The organism is Pseudomonas syringae, assembly GCF_021606685.1.
GTDB classification, from domain to species: Bacteria; Pseudomonadota; Gammaproteobacteria; order Pseudomonadales; family Pseudomonadaceae; genus Aquipseudomonas; species Aquipseudomonas syringae_R.
Window position 1 is genome coordinate 26248 of the sequence record NZ_WKCB01000024.1, and the last position, 24991, is coordinate 51238.

General features: G+C 62.4%; 29 protein-coding genes. 14 read left to right on the plus strand and 15 right to left on the minus strand.

The window, feature by feature from the left end:
- Positions 1-48: 48 nt before the first annotated feature.
- Complete coding sequence (locus tag GIW02_RS11945) at positions 49-1362, minus strand: GAF domain-containing hybrid sensor histidine kinase/response regulator (RefSeq protein ID WP_236410912.1); 1314 nt, start codon at positions 1360-1362, stop codon at positions 49-51.
- Between the two features lie 186 nt (positions 1363-1548).
- Positions 1549-2631: a PDDEXK nuclease domain-containing protein gene (locus GIW02_RS11950; RefSeq protein ID WP_236410911.1), complete on the minus strand. Its 1083-nt coding sequence runs from the start codon at positions 2629-2631 to the stop codon at positions 1549-1551.
- Between the two features lie 190 nt (positions 2632-2821).
- Between GIW02_RS11950 and GIW02_RS11955 the strand changes: the two genes are divergently transcribed.
- The 6 genes from GIW02_RS11955 (at position 2822) to GIW02_RS11980 (ending at position 9113) form a co-directional block, all read left to right on the plus strand.
- Complete coding sequence (locus GIW02_RS11955; RefSeq protein ID WP_236410910.1) at positions 2822-3466, plus strand: NAD(P)H-dependent oxidoreductase; 645 nt, start codon at positions 2822-2824, stop codon at positions 3464-3466.
- Positions 3405-3764 (plus strand): MerR family transcriptional regulator, encoded by a 360-nt coding sequence (locus GIW02_RS11960; protein ID WP_236410909.1) that lies wholly within the window; start codon positions 3405-3407, stop codon positions 3762-3764. The genes GIW02_RS11955 and GIW02_RS11960 overlap by 62 nt, the downstream gene beginning before the upstream one ends.
- Before the next feature lie 176 nt (positions 3765-3940).
- Positions 3941-4183 carry an exodeoxyribonuclease VII small subunit gene (locus GIW02_RS11965; RefSeq protein WP_003176346.1) on the plus strand — a complete coding sequence of 81 codons (243 nt, stop codon included), beginning with the start codon at positions 3941-3943 and terminating at the stop codon, positions 4181-4183.
- A complete protein-coding gene (gene ispA / locus GIW02_RS11970) occupies positions 4180-5067 on the plus strand; it encodes a (2E,6E)-farnesyl diphosphate synthase (protein WP_236410908.1) in 888 nt (295 codons plus the stop codon). Before GIW02_RS11965 ends, ispA begins: the two co-directional genes overlap by 4 nt.
- Positions 5068-5177: 110 nt before the next feature.
- A complete protein-coding gene (dxs, locus tag GIW02_RS11975; RefSeq protein WP_236410907.1) occupies positions 5178-7076 on the plus strand; it encodes a 1-deoxy-D-xylulose-5-phosphate synthase in 1899 nt (632 codons plus the stop codon).
- A gap of 141 nt (positions 7077-7217) precedes the next feature.
- The gene (locus tag GIW02_RS11980; protein WP_236410906.1) at positions 7218-9113 is read left to right on the plus strand and encodes a TonB-dependent receptor domain-containing protein; all 1896 of its coding nucleotides are present in this window, start codon (positions 7218-7220) and stop codon (positions 9111-9113) included.
- Positions 9114-9126: 13 nt separating this feature from the next.
- Here GIW02_RS11980 and GIW02_RS11985 read toward each other — a convergent pair whose 3' ends face one another.
- The 11 genes from GIW02_RS11985 to nrdR form a co-directional block, all read right to left on the minus strand.
- Entirely contained in the window at positions 9127-9486 is a 360-nt protein-coding gene (locus GIW02_RS11985; protein WP_236410905.1) for a lipoprotein, read from the minus strand.
- A gap of 120 nt (positions 9487-9606) precedes the next feature.
- Positions 9607-10410, minus strand: coding sequence for a cobalamin-binding protein (locus GIW02_RS11990; protein WP_236410904.1), 804 nt, complete (start codon positions 10408-10410; stop codon positions 9607-9609).
- On the minus strand, positions 10407-10826 hold the full coding sequence (locus GIW02_RS11995) for a nuclear fragile X mental retardation-interacting protein 1 (RefSeq protein WP_236410903.1): 420 nt from the start codon (positions 10824-10826) through the stop codon (positions 10407-10409). The genes GIW02_RS11990 and GIW02_RS11995 overlap by 4 nt, the downstream gene beginning before the upstream one ends.
- A complete protein-coding gene (ribA, locus tag GIW02_RS12000; protein ID WP_236410902.1) occupies positions 10823-11440 on the minus strand; it encodes a GTP cyclohydrolase II in 618 nt (205 codons plus the stop codon). Before ribA ends, GIW02_RS11995 begins: the two co-directional genes overlap by 4 nt.
- 156 nt (positions 11441-11596) lie before the next feature.
- Positions 11597-12562, minus strand: coding sequence for a thiamine-phosphate kinase (gene thiL, locus GIW02_RS12005; protein ID WP_236410901.1), 966 nt, complete (start codon positions 12560-12562; stop codon positions 11597-11599).
- A gap of 18 nt (positions 12563-12580) precedes the next feature.
- Positions 12581-13081, minus strand: coding sequence for a transcription antitermination factor NusB (gene nusB, locus GIW02_RS12010; protein ID WP_101273191.1), 501 nt, complete (start codon positions 13079-13081; stop codon positions 12581-12583).
- Complete coding sequence (ribH, locus tag GIW02_RS12015) at positions 13078-13554, minus strand: 6,7-dimethyl-8-ribityllumazine synthase (protein WP_003176356.1); 477 nt, start codon at positions 13552-13554, stop codon at positions 13078-13080. Before ribH ends, nusB begins: the two co-directional genes overlap by 4 nt.
- Positions 13555-13642: 88 nt before the next feature.
- A complete protein-coding gene (gene ribBA, locus GIW02_RS12020) occupies positions 13643-14734 on the minus strand; it encodes a bifunctional 3,4-dihydroxy-2-butanone-4-phosphate synthase/GTP cyclohydrolase II (RefSeq protein WP_236410900.1) in 1092 nt (363 codons plus the stop codon).
- Between the two features lie 15 nt (positions 14735-14749).
- Positions 14750-15412 carry a riboflavin synthase gene (locus tag GIW02_RS12025; protein WP_017135994.1) on the minus strand — a complete coding sequence of 221 codons (663 nt, stop codon included), beginning with the start codon at positions 15410-15412 and terminating at the stop codon, positions 14750-14752.
- Positions 15413-15460: 48 nt separating this feature from the next.
- The gene (gene ribD, locus GIW02_RS12030; RefSeq protein WP_236410899.1) at positions 15461-16597 is read right to left on the minus strand and encodes a bifunctional diaminohydroxyphosphoribosylaminopyrimidine deaminase/5-amino-6-(5-phosphoribosylamino)uracil reductase RibD; all 1137 of its coding nucleotides are present in this window, start codon (positions 16595-16597) and stop codon (positions 15461-15463) included.
- Complete coding sequence (gene nrdR, locus GIW02_RS12035) at positions 16594-17064, minus strand: transcriptional regulator NrdR (protein ID WP_236410898.1); 471 nt, start codon at positions 17062-17064, stop codon at positions 16594-16596. Before nrdR ends, ribD begins: the two co-directional genes overlap by 4 nt.
- Before the next feature lie 139 nt (positions 17065-17203).
- Between nrdR and GIW02_RS12040 the strand changes: the two genes are divergently transcribed.
- The 3 genes from GIW02_RS12040 (at position 17204) to trxA (ending at position 19310) form a co-directional block, all read left to right on the plus strand.
- Positions 17204-17659, plus strand: coding sequence for a YbaY family lipoprotein (locus GIW02_RS12040; protein WP_236410897.1), 456 nt, complete (start codon positions 17204-17206; stop codon positions 17657-17659).
- Entirely contained in the window at positions 17656-18312 is a 657-nt protein-coding gene (locus GIW02_RS12045) for a 50S ribosomal protein L11 methyltransferase (RefSeq protein WP_236410896.1), read from the plus strand. Before GIW02_RS12040 ends, GIW02_RS12045 begins: the two co-directional genes overlap by 4 nt.
- Positions 18313-18437: 125 nt before the next feature.
- Positions 18438-19310, plus strand: a complete 873-nt coding sequence (trxA, locus tag GIW02_RS12050; RefSeq protein ID WP_236410895.1) for a thioredoxin — start codon at positions 18438-18440, stop codon at positions 19308-19310.
- Here trxA and GIW02_RS12055 read toward each other — a convergent pair.
- Positions 19307-19654 (minus strand): hypothetical protein, encoded by a 348-nt coding sequence (locus tag GIW02_RS12055; protein WP_236410894.1) that lies wholly within the window; start codon positions 19652-19654, stop codon positions 19307-19309. The genes trxA and GIW02_RS12055 overlap by 4 nt on opposite strands.
- A 132-nt stretch (positions 19655-19786) precedes the next feature.
- Here GIW02_RS12055 and GIW02_RS12060 point away from each other — a divergent pair, with 132 nt between their 5' ends.
- The 5 genes from GIW02_RS12060 (at position 19787) to GIW02_RS12080 (ending at position 23963) form a co-directional block, all read left to right on the plus strand.
- On the plus strand, positions 19787-20383 hold the full coding sequence (locus GIW02_RS12060; RefSeq protein ID WP_236410893.1) for a DUF2796 domain-containing protein: 597 nt from the start codon (positions 19787-19789) through the stop codon (positions 20381-20383).
- Between the two features lie 150 nt (positions 20384-20533).
- The gene (locus GIW02_RS12065) at positions 20534-21244 is read left to right on the plus strand and encodes an ABC transporter ATP-binding protein (RefSeq protein WP_236410892.1); all 711 of its coding nucleotides are present in this window, start codon (positions 20534-20536) and stop codon (positions 21242-21244) included.
- Position 21245: 1 nt separating this feature from the next.
- Positions 21246-22511 (plus strand): ABC transporter permease, encoded by a 1266-nt coding sequence (locus GIW02_RS12070; RefSeq protein ID WP_236410891.1) that lies wholly within the window; start codon positions 21246-21248, stop codon positions 22509-22511.
- Positions 22512-22522: 11 nt separating this feature from the next.
- Positions 22523-23044 (plus strand): DUF3299 domain-containing protein, encoded by a 522-nt coding sequence (locus GIW02_RS12075; protein WP_236410890.1) that lies wholly within the window; start codon positions 22523-22525, stop codon positions 23042-23044.
- Between the two features lie 220 nt (positions 23045-23264).
- Positions 23265-23963, plus strand: coding sequence for an OmpW family outer membrane protein (locus GIW02_RS12080; RefSeq protein ID WP_236410889.1), 699 nt, complete (start codon positions 23265-23267; stop codon positions 23961-23963).
- A 125-nt stretch (positions 23964-24088) separates the two neighbouring features.
- Here GIW02_RS12080 and GIW02_RS12085 read toward each other — a convergent pair whose 3' ends face one another.
- Entirely contained in the window at positions 24089-24973 is an 885-nt protein-coding gene (locus GIW02_RS12085; RefSeq protein WP_236410888.1) for a sugar nucleotide-binding protein, read from the minus strand.
- Between the last annotated feature and the right edge of the window lie 18 nt (positions 24974-24991).

Below are 24991 nucleotides of genomic sequence, written 5' to 3' on the forward strand. Positions count from 1 at the left end.
ACTCGCGGTTGACCCCAAGCCTGCCCTGAAAAGCAGGCTTTCGGCGTGTCAGCCGTTAGGCAAATTGGCGTCGATACGGCCGAGGGCACGCAGGTAAAGGTTCATGGTGGTGCCAGCGCCCAAGGCGGTTTGCACTTTGACCGTGCCGCCTGCGCGCTGGGCGAATTCCAGCACTTGGGACAGCCCGAGGCCGGTGCCCTTGCCCGCACACTTGGTGGTGAAGAACGGCTCGAAGACCTTGGCGGCCAGCTCATCGGGCATGCCGGGGCCGTTGTCGGTGATGCTCAGCAGCAAGTAATTACCGGTGCCCAGCGCTTCGTCCTGTTCAACGCTGACCAGCCGCGAGCTGATGTGCACGCGACCTTTGCCGCTCAAGGCGTCGCGGGCGTTCGCCAGCAAGTTGATGACCGCCGCGCTCAACTGCGCCTCTTCGCACAACACGCCGGTACCGGCTGCCGCCAGGTCGAGGGAGAGTTCAACGCCGCTTGAGACGGTGCGTAACAGCACGTCACGCATACTCTCGAGGCGCTCGTTGACGTCGATGCACATCAAGTTGGGGCTGTCGTGACGAACGCTGGCCAGCAGATGGTTGACCAGCAACCGGCCTTGATCCACCGCTTGCAGGCCCGCATCGCTGAAGCGCTCGACATCCTCCGGCCGGCGCGCGCGCAACCGCACCATCTGCAAGCTGGCACTCAAGGCCTGCAGCAGGTTGTTGAAGTCGTGGGCAATGCTGGCCGCAACCATGCCCAGCGACGAAACACGTTTGGCATGGTGCATGAACTGTTCGGCCTGGCGCCCCAGCGCCTGGGCTTGGGCGAGTTCGTTTTCCAGGTGTCGGGCACGCAGTTCCCGCTGCTCACTGAGCAAGCGCAATTGCAGCAACGAGGCGGTTTGCCGGGCCAGCGCCAGCAAGGCCGTGTGTTGCGCGACCGTCAGCGTACGAGCCCGGGTGTCGATGACACACACCGTACCCAGTGCCAACCCACGATCGTCGCGAATCGGCGCGCCCGCGTAAAAGCGGATGTAAGGCGGCCCCAGTACCAGCGCGCTGTGCTCGAAACGCACATCCAGGGTTGCGTCTTCGACCACCAGCACTTCATCGGGAGACAGGATGGCGTGCGCGCAAAATGCCAGGTCGCGGTGAGTCTCACGCACATCCAGGCCGATACAGGCCTTGAACCACTGGCGATCTTTGTCTACCAGCGACACCAGCGCAATCGGCACGTCGCACAGGCTGGTCGCCAGCAACACAATGTCATCGAAACCCGGCTCAGGTGTGCTGTCCAGAATACCCAAGTGTTCCAGGGACCGGAGGCGCTCTTGCTCATTGGCGGGGAACGGGGCAGGAACATGAGGCATCTGCATACGTCGCGGTCGGGTCCAGGGAAAATGATGATGCGTGGGGAAGAACGGCGCAGCAAGATAAATGAAGAAAACCTTATACCCGTACGTCTCTTAGGCAAAATCAGGGGGTCGATTGTGGTTTTTTTGACGTTTTGGCGGTGATTGGCGCGTATGAAGTTGGTGGTTAGAAGCACTAAGCCATTATTCGTTCCCAGCCAGGGTGGATGACGCCTTCATTTGCACGGGAGCATTATCACTGGCCAACTCACGCTCGATCTGTTCAATGCTGGGCAAGCTGGTTTGCAGCTCCGCCGGCAACGACTCGACCAGTTGATACTCTGCTACCCCGATGGGGCGAGCGTTATCGCGCAGTGCGTACTCAGCGACGATCTTATTCTTGCTCTTGCACAGCAGCAGCCCGATGGTGGGGCCGTCCTGCGGATGTTTGAGCTGCGCATCCACTGCCGCCATGTAGAAGCTCAATTTACCAAGGTGCTCGGGTTTGAACTTGCCCGTCTTGAGTTCAATCACGACGTAACAACGCAGCTTGAGGTGATAGAACAACAGATCGACAAAGAACTCATCTCCCCCAACAGCCAGCAGCACCTGCTGGCCGACAAAGGCGAAGCCCGCGCCCAGCTCCAATAGAAAGTCGGTGACATGCTTGATCAACGCGTTTTCGATATCACGCTCTTGCGCATCCAGGCCCAGACTGAGGAAATCAAAGCGGTAAGGGTCTTTAAGGGATTCGCGAGCCAGGTCGGATTGCGGCTTGGGCAGGTGGTTTTCAAAATTGCTGACCGCCTTGCCACTGCGCTCCAGCAGACGGTTTTCGATCTGCATCACCAGTGTGTTGCGGGACCAACTGTGTTCGATCGCTTGAGTGACATACCAGCGACGGGTTTCCGGGCCAGGTAGCTTGTCCAGCAACACCACGTTGTGACCCCACGGCAATTGTGCAGCAGCCTGTTGCACAAACTCCGTATCTGGCCACGCCTCCGCAAAAGCACGCATGTACTTGAGGTTGCGTGGCGAAAAGCCCTTCATCCTGGGAAACGCCGCACGCAAATCCTGAGCAAGGCGATCAATCACCTTGCTCCCCCAACCCTGCTCAGCCTGACGGATAAGAATATCGCGGCCAATGTGCCAATAAAGCAGCACCAGTTCGCGGTTTACAGCCAGCGTCGCGCGCTGTTGAGCGGTGTGAATACGACCTTTGAGATCGCTCAGCCAGTCGCTGTAACCTGCCGGTGGGTTGGTCAAGCCGATAGAGGTTTCGCTCATGCCTGTTTCACTCTTGAGTTTTCAGCAGGCTAGTCAGGGACCGGTGCCGTCACAAGGCGTCAAGCGCGCAACAGGAAGGGCCTTGCACACCTTGCAGAAAGGTCCTGCTGGCGAGTTGCGACCTCTGCCCTTGACTCTCCCCTATACAGCACCCCCTACCCTGAAAGGCCCATTTTCAGGCCCCATCCCTATGACCCAACGCATCCTCGTCATCCTCGGCCATCCGTCCGACACCAGTTTTTGCTCCGCCCTCGCCGACATCTACAGCCACGCGGCAAAAATCGCCGGCCATGAGGTACGCGTCCTACGCCTGGGCGACCTGACTTTTGACCCTGTCCTGCGCCACGGCTACACCCAGCCCCAACCGCTGGAACCCGACCTGCTCAGCGCCCAATCCGACATCCTGTGGGCCACTCACCTGGCGTTGGTTTTCCCGATCTGGTGGGGCGGCATCCCGGCGCTGATGAAGGGCTTTATCGACCGCATCTTCCTACCCGGCTTTTCCTTTAAATACCGTGCCGGCAAGGCATTCCCTGACAAGCTGCTGCAAGGCCGAACCGCACACTTATTGGTGACCCTGGACACGCCGCCGTGGTATTACCGCTGGTTCTATCGCATGCCGGGCGTGCATCAGATGCGTAAGACCACGCTGGCGTTTTGTGGCATCAAGCCGATCAAGACGTTGATGTTCGGGCCGGTGCTGGGGTCGACTGCAACGCAGCGGGAAAAATGGCTGAAGCAGGCCGGCGGACTAGTTGGAAAAGGGAGTTTTCATGTACATCGGCAAAGCCGCGCAGTTATCGGGCACCACCATCAAGGCGATTCGTCACTATGAGGCGATCGGCCTGATGCCACCGCCACAGCGCCAGGGGCAATACCGGGTGTATTCGGAGCAAAGCGTTGAGCTGCTGATGTTTATCAAGTGCGCGCAGCAGTTGGGGTTCAAGCTTAAAGAGTTGCAGGAAATCCTTGGTAACCACCGAGGAGATAGTTTGCCTTGGGACCGGGCGGACCAAGCCATCGCCAACAAGAAGCAGGAATTGGCGGTGCAGATTACGGAACTACAGAGGATGCACACGGGGTTGCTGGCATTTGAGGCACAGTTAAAGGAGGCGCAAGGTTACTGCTCGTAAGCAGCCAAGGCAGATTATCCCCCGTGAGCCGAATACAGCGGCTAATCGGCTCATTTAGTGAGCCGAATAAACCAATTATTCGGCTCACGCCCCTCGGCGCCCATCCCCCCTCATTTGCCCAGATTCCGCATGTCTGCTAGTGTCGCGCCGGTTTACCGTCTACCGGAATAGCCGCCATGGCCCGCAAAAAAGTTGCACTCGATTTCGAACAATCCCTCGCCGACCTGCAAACCCTGGTTGAGCGTCTGGAGAACGGCGAGTTGTCGCTGGAGGACTCGCTGACGGCGTTTGAGCAAGGCATCGGCCTGACCCGCGACTGCCAGAGCGCTTTGGCGCAGGCGGAGCAGAAGGTGCAAGTGCTGCTGGAACGTGACGGGGAGTTGGCCGAAGAACCTTTCGATGCGGAACAACCCGAATGATCGACGCGTATCAGGCCAGTAGCCAAGCCCGGGTGAATGCGGCGCTGGAGCCCTTGTTTGTTGCGCCAAGCCCGGAAATGAATCGCCTGTATGAAGCCATGCGCTACAGCGTGATGAATGGCGGCAAACGCGTGCGCCCACTGCTGGCGTACGCGGCATGCGAAGCACTGGGCGCGCCGGCCGAACAGGCGAATGGCGCGGCCTGTGCGGTCGAGCTGATTCACGCCTATTCCCTGGTGCATGACGATTTGCCGGCCATGGACGACGACGATCTGCGTCGCGGCCAGCCCACCACCCATAAAGCCTTTGATGAAGCCTATGCGATCCTCGCCGGCGATGGCCTGCAGAGCCTGGCGTTCAGCGCGTTGCTGGACCCGGCCCTGAGCGGCGTCAACGCCGAGATCCGCCTGCGCATGGTCACCGCACTGGCCCACGCCGCCGGCCCCGCCGGTATGGTCGGCGGCCAGGCCATCGACATGGGTTCGGTGAGCCTCAAGCTGGATCAAAAAGCCCTCGAACACATGCATCGCCACAAGACCGGCGCGCTGATCGAAGCCGCCGTGCACCTCGGCGCCCTGGCCAGCGGCCGCGCCGAACCCGCGCAATTGTCGGCCCTGCAGACCTACTCCCGGGCTGTCGGCCTGGCATTCCAGGTGCAGGACGACATTCTCGACGTAGAAAGTGATACCGCCACCCTGGGCAAGCGCCAGGGTGCCGATATCGCACGGGACAAACCGACTTATCCTGCGCTGCTCGGGCTCGACGCGGCCAAGGTCTACGCCCTGGAACTGCGCGACCAGGCCCTGGATGCCCTGCGACCTTTCGACGCGGCGGCCGAGCCACTGCGCGACCTGGCGCGCTATATCGTCGAACGCCGCCACTGATAACCGCGGCGATTGGCGCCGCATATCGGCCAAGTTCGGCGCTCTGCGTGGGCAGTTTGCGATGCTTGAGGTAAACTGCCGCCTCTTCTATACCTATAACGATTCGCCTGATGCCCACGACGTTTCAAGAGATTCCCCGCAAGCGCCCGTCTACGCCCCTGCTCGACCGTGCTGCCACGCCGGACGGCCTGCGTCGTCTGGGTGAAGCCGAGCTGGAAACCCTGGCCGATGAGTTGCGCCTGGAATTGCTCTACACGGTCGGCCAGACCGGTGGGCATTTCGGTGCTGGCCTGGGCGTCATCGAGCTGACCATCGCCTTGCATTACGTGTTCGACACCCCGGACGACCGGCTGGTGTGGGACGTGGGCCATCAGGCGTATCCGCATAAAATCCTCACCGGCCGCCGCGAGCGCATGGGCAGCCTGCGCCAGAAGGACGGCCTGGCGGCCTTCCCGCGTCGCTCCGAGAGCGAGTACGACACCTTTGGCGTGGGCCACTCCAGCACCTCCATCAGTGCAGCGCTGGGCATGGCGATTGCCGCCCGCCTGCAAGGCAGCGACCGCAAGGCGATTGCCGTGATCGGGGATGGCGCGCTGACCGCCGGCATGGCGTTCGAGGCACTCAACCATGCGCCGGAAGTGGACGCCAACATGTTGGTGATCCTCAACGACAATGACATGTCGATCTCGCGCAATGTCGGTGGTTTGTCGAACTACCTGGCCAAGATCCTTTCCAGCCGCACCTACGCCAGCATGCGCGAAGGCAGCAAAAAGGTGCTCTCGCGTCTGCCAGGCGCGTGGGAAATCGCCCGTCGCACCGAGGAATATGCCAAGGGCATGCTGGTACCCGGCACCCTGTTCGAAGAGCTGGGCTGGAACTACATCGGCCCGATCGACGGCCATGACCTGCCCACCCTGATCGCCACGCTGCGCAATATGCGTGACCTCAAGGGCCCGCAGTTCCTGCATATCGTCACCAAGAAAGGCAAAGGCTTCGCCCCGGCGGAAGTCGACCCGATTGGTTACCACGCGATCACCAAGCTCGAACCCGTGGACGCCCCCGCCGCTGCGCCCAAAAAGGCCAGCGGGCCTAAGTACTCCGGTGTGTTTGGCGAATGGCTGTGCGACATGGCCGCCGCCGACCCGCGCCTGGTGGGCGTGACGCCAGCGATGAAAGAAGGCTCCGACCTGGTGGCGTTCAGCGAGCGTTTCCCGCTGCGCTACTTCGACGTGGCGATTGCCGAGCAACACGCCGTGACCTTCGCCGCCGGCATGGCCTGTGAAGGCGCCAAGCCGGTGGTGGCGATCTATTCCACCTTCCTGCAGCGCGGTTATGACCAGCTGGTGCATGACGTGGCGGTGCAGAACCTCGACGTCCTGTTCGCCATCGACCGTGCAGGCCTGGTGGGCGAAGACGGCCCGACCCACGCCGGCAGCTTCGATTTGTCCTACTTGCGCTGCATCCCCGGCATGCTGGTGATGACACCGAGCGATGAGAACGAACTGCGCAAGATGCTCAGCACCGGCCACCTGTACAACGGCCCGGCCGCGGTACGTTACCCGCGCGGCAATGGCCCGAATGCGGTGATCGACAAAGACCTGGACCCGATCGAGATCGGCAAGGGCATCGTGCGTCGCCAAGGCAGCAAGGCTGCGTTCCTGGTGTTTGGCGTGCAATTGGCCGAAGCGCTGAAAGTCGCCGAGAAGCTCGACGCCACGGTGGTCGACATGCGTTTCGTCAAACCCCTGGACGAAGCCTTGGTGCGCGAAATCGCCGCTGGCCATGAGTTGCTGGTCACCGTCGAAGAAAACGCCATCATGGGCGGCGCCGGTGCGGCGGTCAGTGAGTTCCTGGCTCGCGAGAACATCCTCAAGTCGGTACTGCACCTGGGCTTGCCGGATGTGTACGTGGAGCACGCCAAGCCCGCGCAGATGCTGGCTGAGTGTGGGCTGGATGAGGCCGGTATCGAGGCGTCGGTACGCGAGCGTCTTGTGCTGCTCGGCCTGTAGAAACCGGGCTAAACCATGTGGGAGGGGGCTTGCCCCCGATAGCGGTGGGTCAGTCACAGATACTGAGACTGACACACTGCAATCGGGGGCAAGCCCCCTCCCACATTGGTTTTGTATCAATTTTAAAGCCATGGACAGCCCATGAAACGCCTGTACGTTGCCTTGCTGTTGTTACCCGCCGACGACCTGCTCGCCGACACCTTCGAGCGCGATAACGCCCTCAAACTCCCCGACGTGGTCATCAGCGCCAACCGCCAGGTCCAGGCGCGCAACGACAGCAGCGCCGCCAACACCGTGTTCACCCGCGACGACATCGACCGCCTGCAACCCACCAGCGTGACGGACCTGCTCAGCCGCGTTCCCGGTGTACAAGTCGCGCCCACCGGTGGCCGTGGCAGCTTGCCGGGCATCTACATTCGCGGCACCAAGTCTGCACAAAGCCTGGTGCTGGTGGACGGCCAGCGCATCGCCAATACCACCTCCGGTGACAGTGGCCTGCAATACCTGAACATCGACCAGATTGAACGCGTGGAAGTGCTGCGCGGCTCGCGCTCGGTGATCTATGGCAGCGATGCGATTGGCGGGGTGATCCAGGTGTTTACCCGACGCAACGCCGAGCAAGGCCTGCAGCCGCGCCTGAAATTGGGGTTTGGCAGCCACCAGACCTGGGAGCGCAGCCTTGGCCTCTCCGGCGGCGACGAACAGACGCGTTTCAACCTGGGGGCGAGCCTGGATGAAACGGCGGGTATCAACTCCACACACGCGTCGTTCCCCAGCGATGGCGACCATGATGCCTATCGCAACCAGTCCCTCAGCTTGAACCTCAGCCATGCCTTCAACGATGCGCTGGAGGTGGGTTTCAACGTGTTGGATAACCGTGGCAAGTCGGAGTACGACAACAGCTTCGGCCGCTTTGACATAGCCACCGGGCAGACGCTTGGGCAAAAACCCTACACCGACTACACCGTGAGCAGCATCGGCGGCTATGTCGACGCCACGCTCACTGAGCGCTGGCAATCGCGCCTGGAGCTGGGCCACAGCGAGAACCGCGACACCAAGCGCGACACCCTTAGCAACGATTTCAGCGTGTTCAACACCTACCGCGACTCGCTCAATTGGCAGAACGACCTGACGCTGAATGACCAGAACAGCCTGATCCTCGGCGGCGACTGGTATGAAGACCGTTTCCACGGTTCTACGGCCTTCACCGAAAACAGCCGCTGGAACCGCGCCGCCTTTGTGCAGCATCGTTTCAAGGGCGACTGGTTTTCCACCGAGCTGGGCCTGCGCCGCGACCAGAACCAGCAGTTCGGCGCGCAGAACAGCTGGAGCGGCACCCTGACCTTGCCGGTCAACCCGGACAATGACGTGCTGCTGAGCTACAGCGAGGGGTTCCGCGCGCCGACCTTCAACGACCTTTATTACCCGGACACGAAGTACAGCAACCCCGACCTGCAGCCCGAAACCTCAAAGAGTTATGAGCTGCAATGGCGCAGCCAACTGAGTGCCAGCACGCGCCTGGAAGCCTCGCTGTACCGCACGGATTTAAGCGACGCGATTATTCTCGACAGCACCAGCAAGCCGCAGAACGTGGCGTCGGCGCGCGTCAACGGCGTCGAGGCAGCGCTCAAGCAGGAGCTGTTCGGCTGGCAGGGCAATGTGGGCGTTTCAATCATCGATCCGCGTGACCGCGACACGGGCCACACCCTGGCTCGCCGTGCACGGCGCACGTTGAACCTGGACCTGGATCGGCAGTTCGACAAACTCGGGCTGGGCGCCAGTTGGCAGGCGATCAGCAGCAGCTATGACGATGAAGACAACCGCAACCGCCTGGGGGGTTATGCCTTGCTGGGTCTGCGCAGCAGTTGGGCGATCAATCGTGAAGTGAGTCTTTCGCTCAAGGTCGACAACCTGCTGGACCGCCAGTACGCGCGTGCCCGCTACAGCTATAACGCTGCCGACTTCTCCAATAACCAGGACTACCGCGAAGAGGGGCGGACCTGGATGCTGGGACTGACGTGGACACCGCCGTTATAACGACTGCACCGGTTCAAGTGCGCTCGCGCATAGGCTCGTTGGAATTCAGATAGCCTGCCTTTATGGCGTCGGCGCAGGTGATGAAGCCGTAGGCGTTGACGCGGCCCGCGTCGGTGAAGCCGACATAGAGGTCCTTTTTCTTGCCTTGGTTTTCCAGCTCATAGTCAAAACACTGCGCGCTGCCGTTGCGGATCGGCGTAATGCGCTTGGGTTGCTGGATCGCCAGGATATCCTGCTTCGTGGCTCTGCTGCCTTGGGCGGCCTTTGCGGCAATGGGGTGATCGCTGAAATTCATCAGCGTTGATAAACCTTCCAGCGTGCTACAGCCCGTCAGTAAAAGGGCAGTAGAAATACCGATGATCAAACGGCGCATGGCCACCTCCTGTCTGTGAAAGATTGCCATGCAGCAAGCACGGCACGCAGCAGCGTACCTCGCTGCCGCCGCAGCCATATCGCGGACAAGTCTTAATAACAGGTAGGAGAAGGCGTCTGACTAGGGTTCGCGTTGCGGCGAAATCAACCGGCAGAGTTTCGCCACGGCCTCGACCATCTGAGCGCTGGGCCGCTCCAACCCCTTGTCCGGCACTTGCAGCAATCGCCCTGAAGCCACCGCGCTTACCTGCGGCCAGGCCTTCCACGCGTTCAGTTGCGGCTGATCCCCCACCAGAATCACCTCGGGATTGCGCTGCAACACCGACTCAACGCTGACTTGCGGCGCAGGCAGCGTGAGGTCGTCGAACACATTGCGCGCGCCGCACACCGTCAGCGCATCACTGATGATCTGCCCGCCGCCCACGGTGTACAGCGGCTGGTTCCACACTTGGTAGAACACCCGCAAGGGTTCGGCACGCCGGTAACGTTGGCGCAGTTCGGCCAGGCGCTGACGCAACTGTGTGGCGAGCTGTCGGCCTGCGTCCTCGCGGCCCAATTGCGCAGCGATAGCCTGGACCTGGGTAGTCAGCTGTTCAAGGCTGTGGGGTTCGGCGACGTACACCGGGATATTCAGGCGTTGCAGCTGCTCACGCTGGGCTGGGCCAACGCTACCGGGCCAGAGGAGGATCAGGTCGGGCTTGAGGCTGAGCAGGCGCTCCATATTCAACTGGCCGTACTGCCCGACCGAGGGGAGGTTCGCTATGGCCACCGGCCGCTCGCCACCATCGAGTACGCCGACCAGCAGGTCGGCAGCGCCCAACTCAATCACGATTTCAGACAGGGACGGCGCCAGGCTGACCACACGTTCGACCGCCAATGCCTGGCCACTGAATGCCAGCAGCAGCGCCAGCCAGCCGTGTTTCATCCCAGCTGGCGCGGAATGCGATAGAGGTAAAACAGCACCATCGTCGACAGCGCCAGCAGAAACAGCGGCACCGCTTCCAGGCCGACGAACACCGCCAGCGCACCGATCCAGGCCGGTGCGGCAGCCACCAGCAAGGCCGTGCGCCGACGGGCCGCCAAGGTGATCCAGGCAGCCGGTTCTTCAGGGGTATCGAGGGCTTTGGAGGTGGCGATCAGCGCGTGTTTATAGCCATTGAAGTAACGCAGGCTCAGAAACATCGAGGCCACGCCGGCGATAAAGAACGGCATGGCCAGCACTGGCAGCAGGGACTCGGCCTGGCCAAACACCAGGTTGATCACGAACAACGGGGCCAGTGCCAGGGCCAGGTACTGCCACCAGTTGAAGGACAGTCGCCGTTTCACCTGGCCACGGGTCACGCGCGGTCGACCTCGCCCTGATGCTCGTTGCCCATCATGTGGTCGAGCTTGCTGGCCTTGGTGGCCAGGTAGAGTTTGTTGTGCGGGTTGTGCCCAGTGTGCAGCGGCACGCGCTCGGCCACGGTGATGCCCATCTCGGTCAAGGCTTTGACCTTGCGCGGGTTGTTGGTCATCAAGCGCAGCGACTGAACACCCAGATGCTCCAGCATCGGCAGGCAGATCGCGTAGTCACGCTGGTCGGCGGCAAAGCCCAGGCGCTCGTTGGCTTCAACGGTATCGGCGCCGCCATCTTGCAGCTCGTAGGCGCGGATCTTGTTCATCAGGCCAATGCCACGGCCTTCCTGACGCAAGTACAGCAGTACGCCACGGCCTTCACGGGCGATAGCGCGCATGGCGGCTTCCAGTTGCGAACCGCAGTCGCATCGTTGGCTGAACAGCGCATCGCCGGTCAGGCATTCGGAGTGCACACGACCCAGAACCGGTGCGCCATCAGCAATATCACCCAGGCTGAGCACGACGTGCTCGCGGCCGGTGGCTTCTTCGAGAAAGCCATTCATGGTGAACGTGGCAAAAGGGGTAGGCAGCTTGGAAGCAGCGACGAAAACGACGGGCACCGTGTGCTCCTGAGTTCAGTTTTTACAAAGGCGGCCATTGTAACAGCACGTTCCTACAGACGCTTAAGCTGAATTATCGCTGATAAAGATCAATAGGTTCGATTGGCCTTCATCTCGGTTCTATGCACGTCAGAGAGGTTAGCGCAGGTCACAGCCTCAGGGTGTCTCGCGAAAATGCTGGTAGCCGCGCACAGCCGGGGTGATGTCCTGCCCATTGGTGTCCAGCAACGTCACGCCCTGCCCCGCTTCGACCCGGCCGATCACATGGATCGGCCAGCTACCGGCCAGCAAGGGTGCCAACTCGACAGGCGGCAGGGTAAACGCCAGCACATAGTCGTCACCGCCGCTGAGGGCAGCCACCTGCGCGGCGTCATCGCCAACAAACGCCAGCAGAGCCTTGGACAACGGCAACCGCTGGCGCTCGATCAACAGGCTGACAGCCGATGCCTTGGCGATATGCCCGCAATCGGCCAGTAGCCCGTCAGAGATATCCATCGCGGACGTGGCCTTGCCGCGCAGCGCCAGCCCGAGGGCCAACTGGGGTTGCGGCGACCAGTAGTGCGCCAGCAATGGATCAGCAATCGCCGCGTCGGCACTGCGCTGGCCCAATACCAACGGCAAGGCGCCGGCGGCATTGCCCAGTTCGCCGCCCACGCACAGCAGGTCGCCGGGCTGCGCGCCGCTGCGGGTCAACGCCTGCCCGGCCGGCACCCGGCCAAACACGGTCAGGGTCAGGCTCAGCGGGCCGCGTGTGGTATCGCCGCCCACCAGGCCGACGCCGCAGCTTTGCGCCATGGCGTTCAAACCCTCGGCATAGCGTTGCAGCCAATCGGCATCGACGGTCGGCGTAGTGAGTGCGAGGGTAAAGGCAAGAGGGTGGGCGCCCATGGCAGCCAGGTCGCTCACCGCCACGGCCAGCGAGCGCTGGCCGAGCAGGAACGGGTCGCAGGGGTCGGCAAAATGCACCCCCGCCACCAATGTATCGGTGGAGATTGCCAGCTGCTCCCCGGCGGGGAGCGCCAGCAAGGCGCAGTCATCGCCGATCCCCAGGGCAATGCCTTCGCCGCCCTGCGCACAAGGCGCGGCGGCAAAGTATTTGTGGATCAGCTCAAACTCGCCCATCGAGAACTCAAGCGCGGCTTAGCGCTTGTGTTCCTTCACTTCGGCTTCACGCAGGCGTGGGGCCAGCTTGTCGAGTACGCCGTTGACGAACTTGTGGCCGTCGGTCGAACCGTAGACTTTCGCCAGTTCGATACCTTCGTTGATCACCACGCGGTACGGCACGTCGACGCGCTTGAGCAGTTCCCAGGTGGACAGGCGCAATACGGCCAGTTCAACCGGGTCCAGCTCTTCGAGGGTCAGGTCCAGGCATGGCGACAGCGCTGCATCGATCTCGGTCAGGTTGGCCGGAACACCGTGCAGGATGTCGTGGAAGTAGCTCTGGTCAGCAAAGGTGAAGTCGTTATCGACGCGGAACTGCGCTTCGATCTCGTTCAGCGAAGTGCCGGCCATATGACGCTGGTACAGCGCCTGGGTCGCGAGCTGACGGGCAGCACGGCGCTTTTCGCTCTTCGACGGCTTGCCAGCATCGGCTGGACGCTCGTCACGCGGGTTGAAACGATCGCTCTCGTCGGAAATCACTTGGCCTCCAACTGCGACAGCAGGCTGACCATTTCCAGGGCGGACAGGGCAGCTTCAGCGCCCTTGTTACCGGCCTTGGTGCCGGAACGCTCGATGGCTTGCTCGATGGAATCAACGGTCAGCACGCCGAAAGCGACTGGCACGCCGAACTCCATGGACACTTGGGCCAGGCCCTTGGTGCATTCGCCGGCCACGTATTCGAAGTGCGGCGTACCGCCACGAATGACCGCGCCCAGGGCGATGATCGCCGCGTATTCACCCTGCTGTGCAACTTTTTGCGCAACCAGTGGAATTTCGAAGGCGCCAGGGGCGCGGATGATAGTGATGTCGCTCTCGCTCACACCGTGGCGAACCAGGGCGTCCACGGCACCGCTTACCAGGCTTTCAACCACGAAGCTGTTGAAGCGGCCAACCACCAGGGCATAGCGGCCTTTGGGGGCGATGAAGGTACCTTCGATGGTCTTCAGGGTCATTCGACAAATCTCTTAAAGAGCCGGGACGCGAAAAGTGCGTCCCTCAGTGATGATTTAACCGCGAACAAGGGGCAAAAAAAGCCAGCCTTTATTCGGAGGGCACGTATTCTACAACTTCCAGGTCGAAACCGGATATCGCATTAAATTTCATCGGTGCGCTCATCAGGCGCATTTTGCGCACACCGAGGTCACGCAGGATCTGCGAACCGGCGCCCACGATGCTGTAGGTGGTCGGCGTTTTGACCTGGACGTGCTCGGCGGTTTCGCGGATATGCGCGAGCAATACGTCGCCCTCCACCGGGTTGCCCAACAGCAGCACCACACCGCTGCCCGCCTCGGAAACCGCCGCCATGGCGGCGCGCAGGCTCCAGCGGCCGGGTTGCTTGACCATCAGCAAGTCACGCAGCGGGTCCATGTTGTGCACGCGCACCAGGGTCGGTTCGTCGGCGCAAATGGTGCCCAGGGTCAGGGCCATGTGCACGTCGCCTTCGACTGAATCACGGTAGGTCACCAAATTGAATTGGCCCAGTTCGCTGTCCAGCGGCTGCTCGGCAATCCGCTGAACGGTACGTTCATGGATCATCCGGTAGTGAATCAGATCGGCAATGGTGCCGACCTTGATGCCGTGTTCGGCGGCAAAGGCTTCGAGTTCGGCGCGACGGGCCATGGTGCCGTCGTCGTTCATCACTTCGCAGATCACCCCGCTCGGCTCGAACCCGGCCATGCGTGCCAGGTCGCAGGCCGCTTCGGTGTGGCCGGCGCGCGCGAGGGTGCCGCCCGGTTGGGCCATCAGCGGGAAGATGTGGCCCGGGCTCACAATGTCTTCAGCCTTGGCGTCTTTGGCGGCCGCGGCTTGTACGGTGCGGGCGCGGTCAGCGGCGGAAATACCGGTGGTGACGCCGGTGGTCGCTTCAATCGATACGGTGAACTTGGTACCAAAACCCGAGCCGTTGCGCGGCGCCATCAACGGCAGCTTGAGCAACTCGCAGCGCTCACGGCTCATGGGCATGCAGATCAGCCCACGGGCGTGCTTGGCCATGAAGTTGATGTGCTCGGCCTTGCAGGCCTCGGCGGCCATGATGATGTCGCCTTCGTTCTCGCGGTCTTCGTCATCCATCAGGATGACCATCTTGCCTTGGCGGATGTCTTCAACCAGTTCTTCGATGCTATTGAGCGCCACGCGGCACCCCCTTGGTCAGGATTTCAGGTAGCCGTTAGCGGCTAGAAAACTTTCGGTGATGTTTCCTGATGCAGGCTCTGCGGCCTTATCGCCCATCAGCAGGCGCTCCAGGTAACGGGCAAGCAAGTCGACTTCCAGGTTCACCCGGCGACCAGGCTGGTACGACGCCATGATGGTCTCGCTCAGGGTGTGGGGAATGATGGTCAGTTCGAATTCGGCGCCGTTCACGGCGTTCACGGTCAGGCTGGTGCCGTCGACGGTGATCGAGCCTTTGTGGGCGATGTACTTGGCCAGCTCTTTGGGCGCGCGGATGCGAAATTCCACGGCGCGTGCGTTTTCACTGCGAGCAACCACTTCGCCGACACCGTCGACGTGGCCGCTGACCAGGTGACCACCGAGACGGGTGGTGGGGGTCAGGGCTTTTTCCAGGTTGACCGGGCTGCCGGCTTTGAGGTCATTCATCGCGGTGCAGTCGAGGGTTTCGCGGCTGACGTCGGCGGCAAAGCCGTTGCCCGGTAGCTCGATGACAGTCAGGCACACGCCACTGACGGCGATACTGTCGCCCAGTTTGACGTCGCCGAGGTCGAGCTTGCCGGTTTCAACCAGCAGGCGCACATCGCCGCCCTTGGGGGTCATGGCGCGAATGCTGCCGATGGATTCGATAATGCCGGTGAACATGGCCTTCTCCTGGAAAACGGTACGGGGCACTTGAGCGCCCGGTCAGAATTATACGCTCGCGGGTAATAGCGGGACGGCAATGACTCGCCAGTCGTCGCCTACTGCGCGCATTTCAGTGATCTTGAGTTGGGGGGCGTCGGCCAGTTTCTCAAGCGGCCAATCCAGCAAAGGTCGGGCAGCGGAGCCGAGAAACTTGCCGGCGACGAAAATCACGTATTCGTCCACCAACCCCTGCTGGGCAAACGCGCCGGCCAGGCTAGGGCCGGCTTCCACCAGCACCTCGTTGACGCCACGCGCGGCCAGTGCCACCAGCGCCGAGCGCAGGTCGACCTGGCCTTCGACGCCCGGCACCACCAGGCACTCGGGGCCACGGGGGAACTGGTTTTCTGCGGTCACGCAGGTGATCACCAGCGCCGGGCCTGCCTTGAAGAACGGCGCATTCAGCGGCACCCGCAAACGGCCGTCGATCAGCACGCGCAACGGCGGGCGTGACATCGCCAGGGCGGTGGTGGCGTCGTCCAGGCCCAGCTCGGCGGCGCGTACGGTGAGGCGCGCGCCGTCGGCCAGCACGGTGTCGGCACCGGTCAGCACCACACTGGCTTCGGCGCGCAGGCGCTGCACGGCGGCGCGGGCGGCAGGGCCGGTGATCCATTGACTTTCGCCGCTGGCCATCGCGGTGCGGCCGTCCAGGCTCATCGCCAGCTTGACCCGCACAAAAGGTAGGCCGTGTTCCATGCGTTTGAGGAAGCCCGGGTTCAAGGCGCGCGCTTCTTTTTCCAGCACGCCGCTGCAAATCTCGATACCGGCCTGGGCCAGACGCTGCATGCCGCGCCCCGCCACTTCCGGGTTCGGGTCCTGCATGCCGGCCACCACGCGGGCCACACCGGCACTCACCAGCGCGTCGGCGCATGGCGGTGTACGCCCATGGTGGCTGCACGGTTCGAGGGTCACGTAGACCGTGGCGCCACGGGCCTTGGCACCGGCGGCGCGCAGGGCATTGGGCTCGGCATGCGGTTCGCCGGTACGCTCGTGCCAGCCTTCGCCGACAATCTGCCCATCGCGCACGATCACGCAGCCGACCCGTGGGTTGGGATGGGTGGTGTACAGGCCCTTGCGCGCCAGTTCGAGGGCGCGGGCCATGTAATGGGCGTCGAGGACGGCTTGTTCAGCAGACGGTGAATTCATTTTTTGGCAGGCTCGCGGGCCAGGCGGTCGATTTCTTCGCGGAACTCATTGAGGTCCTGGAAGCGTCGATACACCGAGGCGAAACGGATATAGGCGACTTCGTCGAGCTTTTGCAACTCGCCCATCACCAGTTCTCCAACCACCAGGCTCTTGACCTCGCGCTCGCCGGTGGCGCGCAGCTTGTGCTTGATATGCACCAGCGCCGCTTCCAGCCGCTCGACACTCACCGGGCGTTTTTCCAGCGCGCGCTGCATACCGGCGCGCAGTTTTTCTTCGTCGAAAGGCTGGCGGCTGCCGTCGGACTTGATCAGACGGGGCAATACCAGTTCGGCGGTTTCGAAGGTGGTGAAACGTTCACCGCAGCCAGAGGCCAGGCATTCGCGCCGGCGACGTACTTGATCGCCCTCGGCGACCAGACGCGAGTCAATGACCTTGGTGTCGTTGGCACCGCAGAAGGGACAGTGCATGGTTGGCAGGCAACAAAAAATGGGAGGGCCATGGTAGCGCATCCCCGTGGCAAGACAAGCCATAGCCTTTACGGTATATAGGCTGACTATTATGTTTCATATTTTAAAGTCACGGATTTTGCCCTTCCTGGAGCCGTACATGCAGTTACGACCACTTGTTTTGCTTACCTTGTTCAGTGTTCTGGTCGCCTGCAGCAGCGAAGCCCCCAAGCCTGCAGCGCCTCAGCCGGTGCCCGCGCAGGAGAAAAAAGTCCCGGGGATTGAAGATATGGGCCCCCTGCCGGCCTATCAGCGTGAAATCAGCGGCAGCCTGACCAATGTGCCCGCCGGCGCCGAAGTGGAGATGGCGCTGCTGGTAATCGATGACCGCTCGCGCCCGCAACAACTGTTGGCCAGCAGCGTGCTGACCGGCAACGGCCAGCCCCTGGCCTTCCGCCTGCGCTACAACCCACAAGCCTTTCCGCTTGGTGCGCGGGTTGAGCTGCGCGGTCGCGCCAGCCAGTCCGGCCAGCTGATCCTGCACTTGCCCGCCGTGCGCATCACCCAGCCGATCACCCAGACCACCGGCCCCCTGCAACTCGTCAAGGCACCATGACGCCACCGCTGGGCCTGCAAGCCGCGCTGAGCGCACTGATCGGCGACGCACAACTGGTGCCCTGCCCGCTGCCGGGCACCGCGCTGTCGTTGTGGCTGCTGGATGCGGACAACATGGACCGCGCCTTCAGCCCCGAGGAAACCCGGCGCATCCTGCATGAACCACCCTACTGGAGCTTTTGCTGGGCCAGCGGCCTGGCGCTGGCGCGGTACCTGGCGGCGAACCCTGAGTGGGTCGTGGGCAAGCGCGTGCTGGATTTTGGCGCAGGTTCGGGGGTAGCCGGGATCGCCGCCATGAAAGCCGGCGCCCTGGAAGTGGTGGCCTGCGACTTGGACCCACTGGCCTTGGCGTCTTGCCGGGCGAATGCTGAACTCAATGATGTGGAGCTGACTTATTCGGCGGACTTTTTCACCGAAGCCGACCGCTTCGACCTGATCCTGGTCGCCGACGTGCTCTACGACCGGGCGAACCTGCCGCTGCTGGACCACTTCCTCAGCCGTGGCCGCGAAGCACTGGTAGCAGACTCACGGGTGCGCGACTTTCAGCACCCGGCGTATCAGCGGTTGGAGATACTCGATGCATTGACCCTGCCGGACTTGGCCGAGCCGTGGGAGTTTCGCAAGGTGAGCTTGTACCATTCGCGGCGCTCTTGAGGCCATCGCGAGCAAGCCCGCTCCCACACTTGGCCGCGTTCCTCCGGGTAGCTCATCAACCAAGCTTTCAGCCAACCGCGCCAGCCCTTATAGTTGCCCCATTCCCGCTTTATTCGAGACGCCCCATGAGCAATCCCTCGCCGTACATCTTCGATGTCACCACTGCCAATTTTGACCAGGCGGTGATCCAGAACTCCTTCGAGAAACCCGTGCTGGTGGATTTCTGGGCCGAGTGGTGCGCGCCGTGCAAGGCGTTGATGCCCCTGCTCGCGCAGATCACCGAGAGCTATCAGGGCGAGCTATTGCTGGCCAAGGTCGATTGCGAGGCTGAGCAGGACATCGTTGCGCGCTTTGGCATTCAGAGCCTGCCGACGGTGGTCCTGTTCAAGGATGGCCAGCCAGTGGATGGCTTTGCCGGGGCGCAGCCGGAGTCGGCGGTGCGCAAGCTGCTGGAGCCGCATGTGCAGATGCCACCGCCGGCTGCCGCCGACCCGCTGGAACAGGCGCAGGCACTGTTTGCCGAAGGCCGTATCAGCGACGCCGAAGCGGTGCTGGTCGCGCTGTTGGGCGAAGACAACACCAACGCCGCCGCGCTGATCCTGTACGCACGCTGCCTGGCCGAGCGCGGTGAGCTGGGTGAAGCCCAGGCCGTGCTGGACGCCGTGAAAAGCGACGATCACAAAGCCGCCCTCGCCGGGGCCAAGGCGCAGATCACGTTCCTGCGCCAGGCTGCCGACCTGCCGGACGCCGCCGAGCTGAAAAGCCGCCTGGCGCAAAACCCGCAGGACGACGAAGCCGCCTATCAGTTGAGCATCCAGCAACTGGCGCGCCAGCAATACGACGCCGCGCTTGAGGGTTTGCTCAAGCTGTTCATCCGCAACCGCAGCTACAGCGAAGGCCTGCCGCACAAGACCTTGCTGCAGGTGTTCGAACTGTTGGGCAACGACCACCCGCTGGTGACCGTGTACCGGCGCAAGCTGTTCGCCGCGCTGTACTAATCGCCGACCCAGCTGTACAGCGGCGTATCACCGCCGCTGCTGACCTTGACCTTGGCGCTATGGCGCAAGCGCACCAGCAGGCGCTTGCCCGCCGAGGCATCCCCCGCCAAGCCTTCCAACTGGTCGAGCAATTCCAGGCCATTGAGTTGGCCGGCGTTGCGCAGCAGGTCCTGGGCGTTCTGCCATAGATCATCATTTTGCTTGGGCGACGCAACCGGCGCAGCGGCAGGCGCAGCCACCGGTGTGGCCTGCAACTGTGCGCCCAGCCGGGCCCAATCGCCGTCGTCCAGCTCCAGGGTCAAGTCCACCGGCAAGTCGCCGACGGTTCCACGAATTCTCAACATCGTCCGTACTCCTGCACTTTTTCTGACAGGCATGCTCCCATGCGGCTTGCGCATCGCCAAGCGGGCGGTCAAACTCTCGGCCCTATTGTTATAAGATCACATAACATAAATTTCATGTCCTGGAGCCTTCTTATGCGCCGTCTGTTGCTTGCTGTGCCGTTTGCCCTGCTGCCATTGGCGGTTGCCTACGCTCATGATGACCACGACCATGAACACGGCAGCCTTGGCGCCCACGAACACGGCGTTGGCCGCCTCAATGCCGTGCTCGACGGCCAGGCGCTGGAGCTTGAGCTGGACAGCCCGGCGATGAACCTGGTGGGGTTCGAACACCCGGCGACCACTGCCGCCGACAAAGCCAAGGTCGCCGCCGCACGCAAGCAGCTGGAAAACCCTCTGGTCCTGTTCAACGTGCCCAAGGCCGCCGGTTGCGTGATCAGCTCCCAGGAACTCAACAGCCCGCTGTTCGGTGACAAGCCGGAAGCTGATCACGATGATGACGATCACGCTGACGACGCCAAAGACGGCGCCCACGAACATCATCACGACCACAGCGAAATCCACGCCCACTACCAATTCACCTGCGCCACGCCGACCGCCCTGAGCAACCTGGACCTGACCCAGGTGTTCAAGACCTTCCCCGCCACCCAGAAAATTCAGGTACAACTGATCGGCCCAAGCGGCCAGCAAGGTGTTGAAGCAACAGCACAGGCCGCTACCCTGAAGTTCTGATCTGAAAACCCAATCACTGTGGGAGCTGGCTTGCCTGCGATCCAGGCGCTGCGGTGTATCAGGCACACTGCGGCGCAGCCATCGCAGGCAAGCCAGCGCCCACATTTGATCGGTGTCATCATCCAAATCAAACCAGACCACTGATTTCCTATGACCCAAGCACTGATCCAACTGTCTGACCTGGGCTTCAACTGGCCCGGGCACCCCCAGTTGCTGGACATCCCCGCGTTCCGCCTGGACGCCGGGGAAACCCTGTTTCTCAAGGGCCCGAGCGGCAGTGGCAAAACCACGTTGCTCGGCTTGCTGGGCGGCGTGCAGAAGCCCAGTCGAGGCAGCATCCGCCTGCTCGGCCAGGAGCTGACAGAGCTGTCCGCCGGCGCCCGTGATCGTTTTCGCGTGGATCACACCGGTTATATCTTCCAGCAGTTCAACCTGCTGCCGTTTCTGTCGGTGCGTGAAAACGTTGAGCTGCCTTGCCATTTTTCGACGCTGCGCGCGCAGCGGGCGAAGCAGCGCCATGGCAGTGTCGATCAGGCCGCCGCAACCTTGCTCGCGCATTTGGGCCTCAAGGATAAAGACCTGCTGGCGCGCCGTGCCGACTCGCTGTCCATCGGCCAACAGCAACGGGTGGCCGCCGCCCGTGCGTTGATCGGCCAGCCGGAACTGGTGATCGCCGACGAACCCACGTCGGCCCTGGACTACGACGCCCGCGAAGCCTTCATTCAGTTGTTGTTCGCCGAATGCCGCGACGCGGGCGCCAGCCTGTTGTTTGTCAGCCATGACCAGAGCCTGGCGCCGCTGTTTGACCGCAACCTGTCGCTGGCCGAACTCAATCGCGCCGCCACGCCCGCAGAGGTTTGAGATGTATCTGTTTCGTCTAGCCCTGGCCAGCCTGGCTAACCGTCGCTTTACCGCGATCCTCACCGCCTTCGCCATCGCGCTTTCAGTCTGCCTGTTGCTCGCGGTGGAGCGCGTGCGCGTTGAGGCACGCAACAGTTTCGCCAGCACCATCAGCGGCACCGACCTGATCGTCGGCGCGCGCTCGGGCTCGGTCAACCTGCTGCTGTACTCGGTATTCCGCATCGGCAACGCCACCAACAACATCCGCTGGGACAGCTACGAGCACTTCGCCGCCAGCCCACAGGTGAAATGGGCCATTCCGATTTCCCTCGGCGACTCCCACCGCGGCTACCGCGTGATGGGCACCAACGAATCCTACTTCGAGCACTACCAATACGGCCGCAAACAGAACCTCGAACTGGCCAGCGGCCGCGCGTTCGCCACCGACCCGTTCGAAGTGGTGCTCGGCGCTGAAGTCGCCGACGCGCTGCACTACAAGCTCGGCGACAAGCTGGTGCTGGCCCACGGCGTGGCGGTGGTCAGCCTGGTCAAGCACGATGACAAGCCCTTCACCGTGGTCGGCATTCTCAAACGCACCGGCACCCCGGTGGACCGCACGCTGCACATCAGCCTCGGCGGTATGGAGGCGATCCATATCGACTGGCACAACGGCGTGCCGGCCCAGGGCAAAGGCCGCATCAGCGCCGACCAGGCGCGCAACATGGACCTCACCCCGCAGGCCATCACCGCGTTCATGCTGGGCCTGAACAACAAGATTTCCACCTTCGCGCTGCAGCGCGAGATCAATGAATTCCGTGGCGAACCGATGCTGGCGATCCTGCCCGGCGTGGCGCTGCAAGAGCTGTGGAGCATGATGGGCACCGCCGAAAAAGCGTTGTTCGTGATCTCGCTGTTCGTGGTGCTGACCGGCCTGATCGGCATGCTCACGGCGATCCTCACCAGCCTCAACGAACGCCGCCGCGAGATGGCGATCCTGCGCTCGGTGGGCGCCCGCCCGTGGCACATCGCGACGCTGCTGATCTTTGAAGCCTTCGCCCTGGCCTTGTCTGGTGTGATCGCCGGCGTGGGGTTGCTGTATGTGTGTATCGCCGCGTCGCGTGGGTATCTGCAGGCCAATTACGGCCTGGACCTGCCGCTGTCGTGGCCCAGCGAATATGAATGGACGTTGCTCGCCGGTATCCTGGCCGCAGCGCTGTTGATGGGCAGCGTGCCCGCGTGGCGTGCCTATCGACAATCCCTGGCCGATGGCCTGTCGATACGTTTATGAGGAAGGCTTCGATGCGTCGCGCTCTGTTTGCGTTATTGCTGCTGGTCGCCGTGCCTGCCTGGGCCGAGCAGCAGCCCAAGGATTTGTCCTGGCAAGAGATGATCCCGCCGGATGCGCCGCCGGAAATCCCCAACATGAAACCGCTGCACGACTTGTCGAACATGGCCGATGCCTTGTCCGTCGAGGCCGCGCCTGCGGCCAAGCAGGACCTGCCCAATGCGCCGGTGGTGCAGAGCCTCGACGGCCAGCATATCCGCCTGCCGGGGTACATCGTGCCGCTGGAAGTCAGCGAAGAGGGGCGCACCACCGAGTTTTTGCTGGTGCCGTATTTCGGCGCGTGCATCCATGTGCCGCCACCGCCGTCGAACCAGATCGTGCACGTGAAGAGCGAAATCGGCGTGAAGCTCGATGAGCTGTATCAGCCGTATTGGATCGAGGGGGCGATGCAGGTCAAACCGTCCACCAGCGAACTGGCCGACGCCGGTTACCAGATGGATGCCGAGAAGATTTATATCTACGAACTGCCGGAATAGCCCTGCACAACAACCCTGAAGATCCCATGTGGGAGCGGGCTTGCTCGCGAACGCGTAGTGTCAGTCAGCAGATTAATTGACTGATCCACCGCATTCGCAAGCAAGCCCGCTCCCACGTTTTTGATCCGTGTTTACCCTTTCATTGAGCTGAATCAAAAGATCGCGCGGAACGATCTTTACCATTGGACGTACAACTTTTAAACGTCCTTTTGGAGCTCCCATGAACAAGTCTCTGCTCGGCGCGTCCCTCTTCGCGCTCGCCCTCGCCGCCCCGGTCGCCCACGCTCACGAAGCGGGCGACATTCTGGTTCGAGCCGGTGCAATCACCGTGAACCCGAAAGCCGACAGCGGCCACGTCAAGGTTGACCAGGGCCCGTTGGCCGGCACCAACCTGAACGGCAAGGCGACCATGAGCAGCGACACCCAACTGGGCCTGAACTTCGCCTACATGCTCACCAACCACGTGGGTATCGAGCTGCTGGCGGCCACGCCGTTCGAGCATGATGTGAAGATCAAGGGCACCACACTCGGCCCGGCCAACGGCAAGCTCGGCACCCTGAAACACCTGCCGCCGACCTTGAGCGTGGTGTACTACCCACTGGATAACAAATCCGCGTTCCAGCCGTATGTCGGCGCCGGTATCAACTACACCTGGATCTACGACGAACACGTCGGCAGCCGCGCCCAAGGCGCCGGCTTCAGCAACTTCAAGGCCGAGAACTCCTGGGGCTGGGCCGCGCAGATCGGCGCCGACTACATGATCAACGACAAGTGGATGATCAACGCCCAGGCGCGCTACATCGACATCAGCACCAAGGCCACCGTGGAAAACAACGGCGTGGCCCCTGGCACACGCGCCAAGGTCAATGTGGACGTGGACCCGATGGTGTACATGGTGGGCATCGGCTACAAGTTCTAAGCAACACTGCAAAACCAATGTGGGAGGGGGCTTGCTCCCGATAGCGGTGGATCAGCCAATGAAACTGTTGACTGACACTCTGCTATCGGGAGCAAGCCCCCTCCCACATTTAGTTGTGCGTGTATTCAACTGTGGCGGTAGAACCGGTCCAGCAACGCCGGCAACCCCGCGCGCCACGCCCGTGGCTTGATGCCGAAGGTGTGGAGGATTTTCTTGCAGGCCAGCACCGCGTGTTGCGGTTCTTCACTCGCATCCGGCCGGGCCGCGTGGGCCTGGGCGGTGGGGGACTCAATCGCCAGCGGGTGAAAGTTGCGCGCTTCGGTGAGGATCGCCTGGCCCAGCGCCAACGGCGTGGTCGCCTCATGGCCGGCGTAGTGATACGTGCCCCACAGCGGCGCCGCGCAATCGAGTTGCTTGAGCACCGAGATGATCACCCGCGCGGCATCGTCTACCGGCGTCGGGTTGCCGCGACGGTCATCTGCCATCAGCAGTTCATCCGGTTTCTCGGCCCGGGCCAGGAAGCGCCCAAGGGTGCCGTCGACGCTGTCATCCAGCAACCAGCCGAACCGCAGCAGCACGTGCTGCGGGCACGCGGCGCGCACACTCTGCTCGATACGCCACAACGCCTGGCCACGCAGGCCCAGGGGCACCGGTTCGTCTTTTTCGCTGTAGGCGGTGGCGCGGGAGCCATCGAACACGCGGTAGCTGGACGGTTGCAGCAGGGTGATGTTGTGGTGCTGACACAGTTCGGCCAGGCGTTCGATGGCGAACTCCTGGGCAGCCAAACGGGTTTCGCTGACCGCTTCGGCCTGGAACCAGTCGAAATAGTAGGCGAGGTTGATCAACGCATCGGGACGGGTATCGTCGAGCAATTGGGTAAGGCTCGCGGCATCCCAGCCGTCTTGGGGCGGTTTAGGCGCGAGGAAACCAATGTCTTCCTCTGCACCCAGGCGAATCAGCGCCTGCCCGAGGGCATTCCCGCCGCCCAGTAACATAAGGCGCATTCGCATAGATTGAGCAGGCCCGGT

Excerpts from the sequence above, each read along its gene's own strand:
- GIW02_RS11945 (WP_236410912.1), bottom strand. The coding sequence starts at position 1,362 with ATGCCTCATGTTCCTGCCCCGTTCCCCGCCAATGAGCAAGAGCGCCTC.
- GIW02_RS11950 (WP_236410911.1), bottom strand. The coding sequence starts at position 2,631 with ATGAGCGAAACCTCTATCGGCTTGACCAACCCACCGGCAGGTTACAGC.
- GIW02_RS11955 (WP_236410910.1), top strand. The coding sequence starts at position 2,822 with ATGACCCAACGCATCCTCGTCATCCTCGGCCATCCGTCCGACACCAGT.
- GIW02_RS11960 (WP_236410909.1), top strand. The coding sequence starts at position 3,405 with ATGTACATCGGCAAAGCCGCGCAGTTATCGGGCACCACCATCAAGGCG.
- GIW02_RS11965 (WP_003176346.1), top strand. The coding sequence starts at position 3,941 with ATGGCCCGCAAAAAAGTTGCACTCGATTTCGAACAATCCCTCGCCGAC.
- ispA (WP_236410908.1), top strand. The coding sequence starts at position 4,180 with ATGATCGACGCGTATCAGGCCAGTAGCCAAGCCCGGGTGAATGCGGCG.
- dxs (WP_236410907.1), top strand. The coding sequence starts at position 5,178 with ATGCCCACGACGTTTCAAGAGATTCCCCGCAAGCGCCCGTCTACGCCC.
- GIW02_RS11980 (WP_236410906.1), top strand. The coding sequence starts at position 7,218 with ATGAAACGCCTGTACGTTGCCTTGCTGTTGTTACCCGCCGACGACCTG.
- GIW02_RS11985 (WP_236410905.1), bottom strand. The coding sequence starts at position 9,486 with ATGCGCCGTTTGATCATCGGTATTTCTACTGCCCTTTTACTGACGGGC.
- GIW02_RS11990 (WP_236410904.1), bottom strand. The coding sequence starts at position 10,410 with ATGAAACACGGCTGGCTGGCGCTGCTGCTGGCATTCAGTGGCCAGGCA.
- thiL (WP_236410901.1), bottom strand. The coding sequence starts at position 12,562 with ATGGGCGAGTTTGAGCTGATCCACAAATACTTTGCCGCCGCGCCTTGT.
- ribH (WP_003176356.1), bottom strand. The coding sequence starts at position 13,554 with ATGACCCTGAAGACCATCGAAGGTACCTTCATCGCCCCCAAAGGCCGC.
- GIW02_RS12025 (WP_017135994.1), bottom strand. The coding sequence starts at position 15,412 with ATGTTCACCGGCATTATCGAATCCATCGGCAGCATTCGCGCCATGACC.
- ribD (WP_236410899.1), bottom strand. The coding sequence starts at position 16,597 with ATGAATTCACCGTCTGCTGAACAAGCCGTCCTCGACGCCCATTACATG.
- nrdR (WP_236410898.1), bottom strand. The coding sequence starts at position 17,064 with ATGCACTGTCCCTTCTGCGGTGCCAACGACACCAAGGTCATTGACTCG.
- GIW02_RS12040 (WP_236410897.1), top strand. The coding sequence starts at position 17,204 with ATGCAGTTACGACCACTTGTTTTGCTTACCTTGTTCAGTGTTCTGGTC.
- GIW02_RS12045 (WP_236410896.1), top strand. The coding sequence starts at position 17,656 with ATGACGCCACCGCTGGGCCTGCAAGCCGCGCTGAGCGCACTGATCGGC.
- trxA (WP_236410895.1), top strand. The coding sequence starts at position 18,438 with ATGAGCAATCCCTCGCCGTACATCTTCGATGTCACCACTGCCAATTTT.
- GIW02_RS12055 (WP_236410894.1), bottom strand. The coding sequence starts at position 19,654 with ATGTTGAGAATTCGTGGAACCGTCGGCGACTTGCCGGTGGACTTGACC.
- GIW02_RS12060 (WP_236410893.1), top strand. The coding sequence starts at position 19,787 with ATGCGCCGTCTGTTGCTTGCTGTGCCGTTTGCCCTGCTGCCATTGGCG.
- GIW02_RS12065 (WP_236410892.1), top strand. The coding sequence starts at position 20,534 with ATGACCCAAGCACTGATCCAACTGTCTGACCTGGGCTTCAACTGGCCC.
- GIW02_RS12070 (WP_236410891.1), top strand. The coding sequence starts at position 21,246 with ATGTATCTGTTTCGTCTAGCCCTGGCCAGCCTGGCTAACCGTCGCTTT.
- GIW02_RS12075 (WP_236410890.1), top strand. The coding sequence starts at position 22,523 with ATGCGTCGCGCTCTGTTTGCGTTATTGCTGCTGGTCGCCGTGCCTGCC.
- GIW02_RS12080 (WP_236410889.1), top strand. The coding sequence starts at position 23,265 with ATGAACAAGTCTCTGCTCGGCGCGTCCCTCTTCGCGCTCGCCCTCGCC.
- GIW02_RS12085 (WP_236410888.1), bottom strand. The coding sequence starts at position 24,973 with ATGCGAATGCGCCTTATGTTACTGGGCGGCGGGAATGCCCTCGGGCAG.